The 13,463-nt window shown below is 42.2% G+C and carries 6 protein-coding genes; all 6 read left to right on the top strand.

The genetic code is table 11. The annotated features are described in order from the left end of the window. A complete protein-coding gene (locus tag NIES592_RS07330) occupies nt 1-4,713 on the top strand; it encodes a type I polyketide synthase (RefSeq protein WP_073555336.1) in 4,713 nt (1,570 codons plus the stop codon). Between the two features lie 130 nt (nt 4,714-4,843). Continuing rightward, complete coding sequence (locus NIES592_RS07325; RefSeq protein ID WP_256678076.1) at nt 4,844-5,044, top strand: hypothetical protein; 201 nt, start codon at nt 4,844-4,846, stop codon at nt 5,042-5,044. Nucleotides 5,045-5,129: 85 nt separating this feature from the next. After that, nucleotides 5,130-6,200, top strand: a complete 1,071-nt coding sequence (locus NIES592_RS07320; RefSeq protein WP_073555334.1) for an LLM class flavin-dependent oxidoreductase — start codon at nt 5,130-5,132, stop codon at nt 6,198-6,200. A 138-nt stretch (nt 6,201-6,338) separates the two neighbouring features. Next, nucleotides 6,339-9,701: a non-ribosomal peptide synthetase gene (locus NIES592_RS07315; protein ID WP_062246109.1), complete on the top strand. Its 3,363-nt coding sequence runs from the start codon at nt 6,339-6,341 to the stop codon at nt 9,699-9,701. A gap of 314 nt (nt 9,702-10,015) precedes the next feature. Continuing rightward, a complete protein-coding gene (gene panP / locus NIES592_RS07310; protein WP_073555333.1) occupies nt 10,016-11,695 on the top strand; it encodes a pyridoxal-dependent aspartate 1-decarboxylase PanP in 1,680 nt (559 codons plus the stop codon). Between the two features lie 35 nt (nt 11,696-11,730). After that, the coding region (locus NIES592_RS07305; protein ID WP_143168345.1) for a type I polyketide synthase at nt 11,731-13,463 on the top strand (1,733 nt) is incomplete at its 3' end.

The following is a 13,463-nucleotide window of genomic DNA, read 5'->3' as shown; positions in this document are numbered from 1 at the left end:
ATGAGTCATACAGTAGAATTTAGTCGCAATGGTTTAGAAATAGCCATTATTGGGATGGCGGGCCGTTTTCCAGGTGCTAAAAATATTGAAGAATTTTGGCAGAATCTACGCAATGGCGTAGAGTCTATTACTACTTTCACTAATGAAGAGTTGCTTGCTGGCGGCATAGACCCTGACCTACTCAACGATCCCAATTATGTGAAAGCTGGGGCTGTATTAGAGGACATAGAATTATTTGATGCTGAGTTCTTTGGGTTCAATCCTAGAGAAGCAGAGATTATTGATCCGCAACATCGTCTGTTTTTAGAGTGTGCCTGGGAGGCTATGGAAAATGCCGGCTACAATTCAAAAATGTACTCAGGTTTGATCGGAGTTTATGCTGGCGCAGGCTCAAACAACTATGTACTAAATATTTATTCCAATCAAAATATTAGAAGTTCTATTGATCGCAACCAACTTTTCTTTGGCAATGACAAAGATTTTCTGGCTACACGGGTATCTTACAAATTAGACCTGGAAGGGCCGGCTGTAGGTATTCAAACTGCCTGCTCAACTTCATTAGTTGCGGTACATTTAGCCTGCCGAGGTCTGTTGAGTGGTGAATGTGATATTGCTTTGGCTGGTGGTGTGGCGATCGATGTGCCGCAAAAAGAAGGATATCTTTATCAAGAAGGGGGAATTGTGTCCCCGGACGGTCGCTGTCGTGCCTTTGATGCTAAAGCGCAGGGAACTGTTTTTAGTAATGGTGTGGGTATCGTCGTTTTAAAGCGATTGGAAGATGCGATCGCTGACGGCGATTGTATTCATGCTGTGATCAAAGGCTCTGCTATTAATAATGATGGAGCTTTCAAAGTTAGCTACACTGCACCACGTATAGATGGCCAAGCAAAGGTGATTAAGGCAGCCCAAGTTATGGCTGAGGTTGACCCCGAGACAATTACCTACATCGAGGCTCATGGAACTGGAACATCTCTTGGAGATCCAATAGAAATTTCTGCACTCACACAAGTATTTCGTGCAAGTACTGACAAAAAAGGTTTCTGCGCTGTCGGTTCGGTCAAGACAAATATTGGACACTCAGATATCACAGCTGGTGTTGCAGGACTAATTAAAACTGTCCTCGCCCTCAAATATAAAGAAATACCACCTAGTTTACACTTTCAGCAGCCTAATCCCGAGATTGATTTTGGCAACAGTCCCTTCTATGTGAATACCACGCTTTCCCAGTGGCAGACAAACCGCACACCCCGTCGTGCAGGGGTTAGTTCTTTTGGGATTGGGGGAACTAATGCCCATGTAATCCTTGAGGAAGCGCCTGTTGTACAGACGCGCCATGATGCGTCTGTACAATCTCGACCTTGGCATCTGTTATTGCTCTCTGCTAAAACCAGAACGGCACTGGAAACTGCAACAGCAAACTTAGTAGCCTACCTTCAGCAACATCGTGATTTAAACTTGGCTGATGTTGCTTATACTCTGCAAGTAGGTCGGCAAGCATTTGAGCATCGGTTCATGGTAGTATGTCAGAACCTTGAGGATGCAGTCAAACAATTGGAGTTTGCCAATCAAGAGCAAGGTTCGACTTACTTAAAAGAACTCCATAATCGACCTGTTGTATTTATGTTTCCTGGGCAAGGGGCGCAGTACGTAAATATGGGTCGAGAACTGTACCAAACTGAACCAATATTTCGGGAAGAAGTAAATCGTTGCTGTGAACTGCTCAAGCCTCACTTAGATATAGATTTGCGCCATGTCCTCTATCCGAGTGAAGAACAGATTGAGGCAGCTACACACCAACTGCAACAGACTTATATTACCCAGCCAGCCTTATTTGTGATTGAGTATGCCCTGAGTCAGTTATGGATGGCGTGGGGCATCCACCCTGAAGCCATGATTGGTCATAGCATTGGCGAGTATGTAGCAGCTTGTTTAGCGGGCGTGCTTTCCTTAGAAGATGCTTTGACATTGGTTGCTGTGCGTGGACAACTAATGCAGGAACTTCCAACAGGTGCAATGCTTTCTGTTCATCTTGCAGAAGACGATGTGCAACCTTGGCTGGGTGAAGAAGTTTCTCTGGCTGCCAGTAACGCATCTAATTTGTGTGTAGTTTCTGGTTCTGAGGAAGCGATCGCTCATTTGCAAAGTCGTCTCACTGACCAAGGTGTGGAGTGCCGTCGCCTGCATACCTCCCACGCCTTTCATTCCCCAATGATGGATTCTATTTTGGAATCGTTCACAAACCAGGTAGAAAAAATTAAACTCAACCCTCCTCAGATTTCTTTTATTTCTAACTTAACTGGTACTTGGATTACCGCCAAAGAGGCAACTGACCCGACCTACTGGGCTAAACATCTACGACAAACAGTCCGCTTTGCCCAGGGAATGGCTGAGTTAATGACACAGCCAGAACGAATTCTGCTGGAAGTTGGGCCGGGGATGACATTAAGTACCTTTGCCAGACAAAGTAGGACGGATGAACCTACAGTTTTGGCAACACTCCGCCATCCAAAATACCAAAAATCAGATTCAGCATTTTTGCTGACCACCGTAGGTCAACTCTGGCTAGCGAGTGTGCAGGTAGATTGGTATAAATTTCATGCTCAGCAGTCGCGTCAACGGATACCCCTACCAACATATCCCTTTCAGCGCCAGCGTTACTGGATTGAAGCCCAAAAAGTAGACAATAGCCATCCTCAAATAAAACTAACCAGAAAGCCGAATATGGCTGACTGGTTCTACGTTCCTGCTTGGAAACGAGTCATGTTACTTGAACCCTGGAAAACAGAAGGGTTAAATCAGCACAAGTCCTGCTGGTTGATCTTTGTCGATTCATGTGGAGTGGGTTCACAAATCGCCAAACGACTGGAACAAGCAGGTCAGGATGTAATTATAGTCACAATAGGAGAAGAGTTCACCAAACTGAGTGATTCGGTCTACACAATCAATCCTCAGCAACAGAATGATTATACTACCTTAATGCAAACTCTTCGCGAACTAGGTAAAACTCCACAAAATATTGCTCATTTCTGGGGTGTCACAGCAAATACTACATCACTGGGTAAAACTTTACACCCAAAAACACAATTAGGGGTCGAGGACTTTTGCAAATCTCAGGATCTAGTTTTCTACAGTCTGCTATTTTTAGCACAACAATTGACCAAACACCATCTAACTACCCCGGTGCAAATAATAGCCATAACCAACAATATGCACGAGGTGGTGGGTCAAGAACAGTTGCAGCCAGAAAAAGCGACAGTGCTAGGTCCATGTAAAGCGATCGCCCAAGAATATCCACATATCACCTGTCGCAGTGTTGATATCGTCATCCCTGAATCGGAGACTTTTCTGGAAAAGCAACTTATAGACCAACTCATGGCTGAATTAACTCAACAACCATCTGATTTAGTTGTTGCTTATCGTAATGGTCATCGTTGGGTGCAAACCTTTGAACCAATTCAATTGAACGAAGTAGTTCCAGAAAAAACACGGTTAAGAGAAGGGGGAGTTTACCTGATCGTAGGTGATCCGGTCAAAGGTCTGGGTTTAGTGTTTGCAGAATATTTAGCTCAAACAATACATGCAAAACTCATCTTAATTGAAAATTCAGAGTTGCCGGCAAGAAATGAGTGGGAACAATGGCTAGCAACTCATGATCAACACAATAATATCAGTGATCAAATCAGAAGAATCCAGACTTTAGAAGAGTTAAGCGGAGATGTTCTGATCATCAAAGCTGATGTTGTCAATGAAGAACAAATGCAACAGGCTATGACCATAGCTTATGAGCGTTTTGGTCAAATTCATGGAGTGTTTTATGTACCAGAGATAAGTGGCAATGAAAAATCTACTTTATCTATTCATGAAATAGGTAGGACTGAATGTGAGCAGGAATTTCAATCAAAAGTACATGGACTTATTGTATTAGAAAAAGTTTTACAAGATAAAAAGCTTGATTTCTATCTTTTACAATCCTCACTATCATCAATTTTGGGAGGATTAGGACTAGTTGCCTATTCAGCAGCTTACCTATTCATGGACGCCTTTGTTCATCAAAAAAAACAGCAAAATTCTGTTCCTTGGTTCAGTGTGAATCGCCAAGCTTTTATCTCCGATTTAGAAAAAGAAAAATATGTGTCATTGGGATCAACTGCAACAGAATTATTCATGACACCGAAGGAAGTTTGGGAAGCTTTTCAACGCATTTTGTCTATGGGTTCGGCAAACCAGATTGTTGTTTCCACAGGGGATTTACAAGCAAGAATTAATCAATCCCTGAAGCTCAAACCTTTAGAAACTGTCAGCAACTCTAAAAACTCACAGCAGGCAGATTCTTTTTCACAGCACTCAAGACCGAATTTACAAACTGTTTATGTAGCTCCCAGAAATGAGATTGAGCAAACCATTGCCAACATTTGGCAAGAAATTCTTGGAGTTTCTCTAGTAGGTGTGAATGACGACTTTTTTGAATTAGGAGGACACTCTTTGTTGGCTGTCCAAGTTACTTCTCGTTTGCGAGAAACTTTTCAAGTAGATTTACCGCTTAACAGCATTCTGTTTGAGGCATCCACTGTTGCTGGACTTGCTGCTGTTATTGCTCAACAACAACCTCAACAGGAAGAATTAGAAGAAATGGTTGCTTTATTACAAGAGGTCAAGAATCTTTCAGCGGAAGAAGTTCAAGCAGAAATGGCTAAAGATTTTTGGTCTAGCTAATCACAGAAATTAATAATTATCCAACATGAATTGCTAGAGCTTCATCGGTGTGCATCTGTGTTCATCTGTGTTCGTTTTTTATCTTAATTCTATTTTCAAGTCAGTCGTTGACGTTGGTACACAACAAATCATGAAAATTCTGCTTCTCTGTGTTCCTTATTTTCAAGGTAGACTCTCACGGGCTATTGCCCACAATGAGGAGATGAAGAATATAACGAACACAGATGCACACCGATTAACACCGATGGATTATGGGTTTGCTGTTAAGTTGATTCTCAATCTCTATTTTCAAGCTAGTCAATCACGAGAAAATCCCACAAAGAGTGCATGAAAAGATTAATTTTCCTACACCCTTACACCCCCACATCTATTTTCAACTTAATAATCCCTCGCATCAAAACATCAGGAGCTACAGAATGGAATTCAGTTTATTTTATTTCTCCGGTGATGGTTCAACAAATCAAACAAACAAGTATAATTTATTAATAGAATCTGCTAAATTTGCAGATAAAAATGGTTTTTCTGCGGTTTGGACTCCGGAACGACATTTTCATCCGTTTGGAGGGCTTTATCCTAATCCATCTTTAACTAGTACAGCCCTAGCGATGGTAACTGAACAGATTCAGTTACGGGCTGGAAGTGTTGTGATGCCACTTCATAATCCAGCACGGATTGCTGAAGATTGGTCTGTGGTTGATAATTTGTCTCAAGGTAGAGTAGCGATCGCTTTTGCCTCTGGTTGGACTGTAGATGATTTTGTACTGTCTACTGAAACACATGCTAATCGCAGAGAAGCTATGTGGCGTGGAATCGAGACTGTACAAAAGCTGTGGCAAGGTGAACAAGTAGAGTTCCAAGATGTTACGGGAAAAAGTTTCAAGTTGAGAACTTTTCCCAAACCAGTGCAGCCCAATTTCCCACTTTGGATTGTTTGTCAATCTCCAGCAACATTTATTGAAGCAGGCAAGATTGGAGCTAACATACTAACTTCTCTTTTGGGAGGGACTCTAGAAGAGGTGGCAACTCAAATATCACTCTATCGCGAATCTTTAGCAAAACATGGTCATGATCCTCTCGCTAAAAAAGTAGCAATGATGTTGCATACTTTTGTGGGAGAAGACTTCAATATCGTCAAAGAACAAGTGAGGGAACCTTTTTACAACTACCTCAAAACACACATTGACTTGCTAGAGAATCTAGCGAAAAATTCCGGCGTAAACGTGAATTTGGCAACATTCACCGAAGCGGATATAAAAAGTCTTTTGCGCTTTGCTTACGAAGGTTGGCTGAAAGGGAGGACTTTAATTGGTTCAAAAACTACCTGTATGGGAATGATAGAACTTTTAAAGCAGGCTGGTGTTAATGAAGTGGCGTGTCTCATTGATTTTTACTCAGATTTTGATGCAGTGATGGCGAGTTTATCTTATCTCAAAGAGTTAAAAGATATTTGTAATTCAAAAAAAGAAAAAGTAAGTTTACTCAACTAATAAATTAACGTATAACCCTTCTCTCTTGGATAAAGCACTGCTTGATCGGTGTTCATCTGTGTTCATCTGTGTTCGTTTTTTCCCTGTACAGCACCCAACTACAAATCTTTAAATATAAATTAACTCAGGTACTCATTAATGAGAGATTTGTATCAACAAATAGCAGAACTATCTCCAGATCAGCGGGCATTATTTGAAAAGCGACTTCAGCAAAAAGGCTTGAGTTCTGTAAAAATTTCCAGAATTTCTCAGAGAAAAGACTCTGATTCTTTGCCTTTATCTTTTGCTCAGCAAAGGTTATGGTTTATCCAGCAATTAGATCCTGACAACAGTGCTTATAACGTTTTTAGTGCCTTGCGTATTCAGGGTCAACTAAACGTAGCAGTGCTAGAACAAACCTTCACTGAAATTGTCAGGCGTCATGAAACCTTACGCACAACTTTTACTACCAATCCTTCTGGAGAACCGATCCAGGTTATTACTCCGCCCCAGCCTGTAACATTGCCGATCATGGATCTGACAGAGGTTTCTAATCCAGAGGAGGAGGTACAGCAGCTAGTAGTCAAGGAGGCGCAGCAGCCCTTTGACTTAACCAAACCATTACTGCGATTGACTCTTCTCCGATTAGGCGCAGCAGAACATATATTGCTGTTGACAGTACATCACATCATCTGCGATCGCTGGTCAATGGGAATATTTGTCCGGGAAATGAAAGCACTTTATGAAGCTTTTGTCAATAGGAAACCTTCACCCCTTCCCGAACTGCCAATCCAGTACGCAGATTGGGCAATTTGGCAACGCCAGTGGTTACAGGGACAGGTGTTAGAACAGCAACTAAATTATTGGCAAAAGCAGCTTCAGGGTAACTTACCAGTGTTAAAATTGCCAAGCGATCGACCCCGGCCAGTTGTTCCGACTTACCAAGGTTCGCAACAGTCGTTGGTATTATCGAAACCTCTATCTGATGCTGTTAAGGACTTGAGTAAAAAGGAAGGGGTAACGCTGTTTACCTTACTATTAACAGCTTTCAACATTTTGCTTTGCAAGTACACTCATCAAGATGACATCATCGTCGGAACTGATATTGCTAATCGCAATCGGGTTGAAACCGAAGGATTAATAGGGTTTTTAATCAATACTTTGGTATTGCGTACTAGCTTGTCTGGAAACCCTAGCTTTCGCGAATTACTCCATCGGGTACGTGAAGTTATGCAGGGGGCATATGCTCACCAAGATTTACCCTTTGAAAAGCTGGTAGAAGAGTTGAATCCAGAGCGAACTCTCAGCCAGATGACGCCACTGTTTCAAGTCAAGTTTGATTTACAGCTGGCACAGGTGGAACCACCAGAACTTTCGGGTTTGACCGTCATTCCTTTAGCATTTGATAATGGGACTGCAAAATTTGAACTGCGTTTTAACCTCTCGGATACAGAACAAGGGATAGCAGGACTAGTAGAATACAGCACCGACTTATTCAATGACAGTACTATCACTAGGATGGTACAGCACTTTCAAACCTTACTCTCTGGCATAGTTGCCAATCCAGAACAGCGGCTAGGGGAGTTACCACTATTAAGCGAAGCTGAACAACAGCAATTATTAGTCGAGTGGAATGACACCGAGACTGAGTATCCAAACCAGTGTATCCATCAGTTATTTGCAGCCCAGGTGGAACGTACACCTGACGCTGTAGCAGTAGTTTTTCAAGACGAGCAATTAACTTATACTCAATTAAATCAAAGAGCTAATCAACTAGCACACTATTTGCAAAAGCTGGGAGTCAAACCAGAGGTACTGGTAGGAATTTGCTTGCCACGCTCAATAGAAATGCTGGTTGGACTGTTGGCGATCCTGAAAGCGGGTGGGGCTTATGTACCAATAGACCCAACTTATCCGCAACAGCGCTTAGCTTTGATGTTGGAAGATGCCCAAGTGTCACTGCTACTGACTTCTGTTGAGTTAGCAGCGCAACTGCCAGAACATCAAGCTAAGGTAGTATGCCTAGATGCCGACTGGGAGAAAATTAACAAACAGAGTATAGATAATCCTATAAATAAAGCCAGCACTGAAAACTTAGCCTATGTAATTTATACTTCCGGTTCCACAGGTCGACCAAAAGGAGTACAAATCCCCCACAGCGCTGTGGTTAATTTCTTAAGTACAATGCGCCAAACTCCGGGACTGACTCAAGACGATATCCTCTTATCTGTCACTACCCTATCTTTTGACATTGCGGCATTGGAACTATATCTACCACTGATTGTCGGCGCTCGTTTGATTATAGTTAGCCGTGAAATTGCTAGCGATGGCATTCAATTGTCAAAACAACTAGATTTGCATCAAGCAAATGTCATGCAAGCCACACCAGCCACTTGGCGGTTACTGCTGGGGGCTGGGTGGCAAGGTAGTAAACAATTGAAGATTCTTTGTGGAGGAGAAACACTCAATCGCTCTGTTGCCAATCAGTTACTTGAACGTAGCAAGCAAGTGTGGAACTTATACGGTCCCACAGAAACCACTATTTGGTCGGCTGTGCAAATTGTAGAAAACAAGACAGAACAAACAGATAGCATTGTCTCTATTGGTCGCCCGATCGCCAACACGCAATTTTATGTCCTTGACCAACACCAACATCTCGTTCCTATAGGTGTTCCAGGAGAATTATATATCGGCGGTGCTGGGGTAGCTCGTGGTTATCTCAACCGACCAGAACTCACAGCCGAGAAATTTATTCCCAACCCCTTCCACAAAGAGGCGGGAGGAGGACGTCTTTACAAGACAGGCGACTTAGTTCGCTTGCGATCTGACTCCAGCATAGAGTTTTTAGGGCGGATTGATAATCAAGTCAAACTCCGTGGTTTTCGCATTGAACTGGGAGAAATTGAAGCTTTATTAAACCAATATCCAGGAGTTGAAACCAGTATAGCTTTGATCCGGGAGGATGAACCTGGTTCTCAACGTTTAGTCGCCTATGTACTCCCACAGCCAAACCAAGCACTGATAATTTCCGAACTGCGCCACTTTTTGAAGTCGAAGTTGCCGAACTACATGGTTCCAACCGCTTTTGTGACGCTAGAGGCACTACCATTGACACCTAACGGTAAGGTAGATAGGAAGGCGCTGCCAGCACCTGACCAAACACGTCCGGAGTTGGAAACGACTTATCAACCACCCCAAAATGATCTAGAGCAAACCATTGCTAATATTTGGCAAGAAGTACTGCATGTGAAAGAAGTAGGTATTTATGACAACTTCTTTGAACTCGGTGGTCAATCATTACTCTTGGTTCAGGTTCATAGTAAGTTGCAAAAAATATTGCCGCAAGATTTATCCTTGGTAGAAATGTTTCAATATCCAACTATTAGCTCCTTAGCTAAATATTTAAGTCAAGAGCAAAATAAACCAGCAGCTTTGACAAAAGATTCTTACCGTACTGAAGTTAGAACAACTTCAATTAAGCGTCGTAGAGAAGTCAGACAAAATTATAGAAAAACAACATGAGTTCAGTCTCCTAATAAGCTTAATTTAACAAACCGCCAAAACGGCTTAGACGCGATAGCAGCTTCCGTAAGGACGCCAAGGATTTGAGAGGGTGCGTAAATCTTAATAGAGTAGACTTTGGTGCTGTAAGTTAAAGTAATCTATTTTTCTTGGTGTCTTAGTGTCTTGGTGGTGAAAAAATCATTTTATTAACCACAAAGACACAAAGACACGAAGGTAAAAAGCTTTTAATTGGGCGAAATTTTTGGGATTTTTATCTAACACAAAGGGGCTAGTTTTAAGAGAGTTACTCAACAATTATTTTGGAGTATCAAATGACATTAAGTAAGCGTCAACAAGAAATGACAAAGCAAAATTACGTAGCTGAGACTGAACAAACATTGCAGTATACGATTGCCGAAAAAGTTACGCAGTTATTTACGCCATCAAGTCACTCGGTATCTGTAGAAAGTAAGATGGATCTGCAAGTTAATACTTTAGTTAATGATTTTTTAGGTGAGATCAATACTAATACTGATGTTGATTTGAATGCGTTAGTGTCTAAGTTTACTGATAGTAAGGTGCCTGTTGAACCTTATAATTTTGATAGCTATGTTGAATATTTAGCTAATAATGTTGTTGCTCATTCTATACGCACATCTTCGCCACGATTTATTGGTCATATGACCTCTGCCCTTCCCTATTTTGTGCGACCATTGGCAAAGTTGATGACAGCAATGAACCAAAATGTCGTCAAAATGGAAACTGCTAAAGTCTTAAGTCCTTACGAACGTCAGGCTTTGGCGATGATGCATCGGCTAATTTATAATTTTTCTGATGATTTCTATACTCAGCACATTCAAAATAGCCAGAGTACATTGGGTATTTTGGTTTCTGGAGGTACAGCAGCAAATATCATCGCGCTGTGGTGTGCCCGTAATGCTTCTTTGGGTCCAAAAGATGGTTTTGCTGGTGTAGAAAAGGAAGGTTTAGCTGCGGCTTTAGATTACTACGGCTATAAGGGAGCAGTAGTGATAGGTTCTGATTTGATGCATTATTCTTTTGATAAAGCAGCAGATTTATTAGGCATTGGTATGCATGGCTTGATTAAAGTCCCCACTAATTGCAATAATGATGTTGACTTACAAGCATTGCGTCAAGCTGTTGCAGACTGTCGCGCTCAGAAGTTCCATATTATTGCGATCGTGGGTGTTGCTGGGACTACGGATTCTGGTAATGTTGATCCACTTGTAGCGATCGCAGATATTGCTCAAGCAGCCAATGTTCATTTTCATGTAGATGCGGCTTGGGGTGGGCCACTCATATTTTCTGAACAACATCGACACAAACTTGCTGGGATTGAACGGGCTGATTCTGTGACCATTGATGGACACAAACAACTGTATCTACCAATGGGGATTGGTATGCTTTTTCTGCGCGAACCACAGCTGGCTGCATCGATTGAAAAGAGTGCTAGTTACACCATGCGTAAGGGTTCCTTCGATTTAGGGAAACGCGCTTTGGAAGGCTCTCGACCTGGTATGGCATTATTTTTACATGCAGGGCTAAATCTGATTGGGCTGAAGGGATATGAATTTTTGATTGATGAAGGAATCCGCAAGACACAGTATATGGCTGCGCGTATCTGTGCCATGCCTGAGTTTGAGTTACTGGCAGAACCAGAGATGAATCTCCTTATTTATCGTTACATTCCGGAGCCATTTAGAGGACTTGTTGCCAAAAATCAATTGACGGAAGCGGACAATCAACAAATTAATCAATTTAATCAACGCCTTCAGAAAATTCAGCGCCAAGCTGGTCGTACTTTTATTTCACGGACAACGAAAACAATTACCTGCTTTGGAGAAAACATTTCTATTACTGCACTGCGTGCAGTGCTTGCCAATCCACTTACTACTCAAGATGATATTGACGCAGTTTTAAATGATCAGATTCAGATTGCCTCAGAGTTATCAATATCAAATTCTCTAGAAGCTGCTGAGAACGTAGCGTAGTTGCTGTGAATGAGAATCGGTGGGGATTTTTTGCTATGAATAATTTCAGTGAATTTAACAGCTTCGATGATAACGATGAAATAGCCATCATTGGCATGGTAGGTCGTTTTCCTGGGGCAAACAATGTTGATAAATTTTGGCAAAATCTCCGAGATGGTGTAGAATCTATTACTTATTTCACAGATGAGGAACTGGTATCTGCGGGGATAGACTCAGCTGCGCTACGTGACCCAAATTATGTCAAAGCAGGCAGTGTACTGGAAGATATAGACTTATTTGACGCTTCATTCTTTGGATTTACTCCCAGAGAAGCCGAAATCACAGACCCACAACACCGCCTGTTTTTAGAATCTGCTTGGGAAGCATTAGAAAATGCTGGCTATAACTCGGAAACTTACACTGGTCGCATTGGTCTTTACGCTGGTGTAGCTTTCAGTAGTTACTTTTTTACGAACCTCTACCCCAACCGAGACTTAACACAGTTAGTAGATGATTTCCAAGCTTTTATTGGTAATGATAAAGACCACTTACCAACCCAAACTTCTTACAAGCTAAACCTCACCGGGCCCAGCATTAATGTGCAAACTACTTGTTCCACATCATTGGTTGCAGTTCACTTAGCGTGCCAGAGTTTGCTGAATGGCGAAAGTGATATCGCTTTAGCCGGTGGTGTTTCGATACAAGTGCCACAAAAAGTTGGCTACCAATATCAAGAAGGAGGAATTAATTCTCCTGATGGACACTGTCGAGCTTTTGATGCTAATGCTCAGGGAACTGTTTTTGGTGATGGTTTGGGCATTGTAGTATTGAAGCGATTAGCAGATGCCCTTGCTGATGGCGACTATATTCATGCAGTGATCAAAGGTTCAGCTATCAATAACGATGGTTCCTTAAAGGTTGGTTACACAGCCCCCAGTGTAGATGGTCAAAGAGAAGTAATTTTGGAAGCACTTGCTTTAGCTGGAGTGGAACCCGAGACCATCACCTATATTGAAACTCATGGAACAGGAACTCCTTTGGGAGATCCGATTGAAATTGCAGCTCTCACACAGGCTTTTCGTCGCAGTACTGACAAAAAAGGCTTCTGTGCTATTGGTTCGGTTAAAACCAATGTGGGACATTTGAATACAGCTGCTGGTGTAACTGGTTTAATCAAAACTGTCCAAGCCCTTAAAAATAAACAAATACCCCCTAGCTTACACTTTCAACAGCCTAATCCCCAGATAGACTTTGCCAACAGCCCCTTTTACGTCAATACTAAACTTACCGAATGGAAAACAAACGGTATACCTCGCCGCGCTGGGGTCAGTTCTTTTGGTATTGGAGGAACTAACGCCCATGTAATCCTGGAAGAAGCCCCAGTTGTAGAGACTAGAAGTGGCACGTCTCTACACTCACGTCCTTGGCAATTGTTGGTGCTTTCAGCCAAAACCAGCACAGCCCTAGAAACTACCACAGCAAATTTAATTGCTCACCTCCAACAACATCCCGATCTTCACCTACCTGATGTGGCTTATACCCTACAAGTTGGTCGACGAAGTTTCGACTATGGCCGCATAGTAGTTTGCAACTCCCTTGAAGACGCAGTGAAAGCCTTAACCGACCAAGATCCGCAACGTGTTTTCACTCACCACCATAAACCCGGTCAATGTCCAGTCGTGTTTATGTTCTCAGGTCAAGGTAGCCAGTATGTAAATATGGGACGCCAGCTTTACGAAGTAGAACCAACATTTCGCCAGCATGTAGACCATTGCAGTCAGATACTTAA

The organism is Fischerella major NIES-592 (genome assembly GCF_001904645.1).
GTDB lineage: Bacteria > Cyanobacteriota > Cyanobacteriia > Cyanobacteriales > Nostocaceae > Fischerella > Fischerella thermalis.
This window is presented reverse-complemented; position numbering and strand designations above follow the sequence as displayed.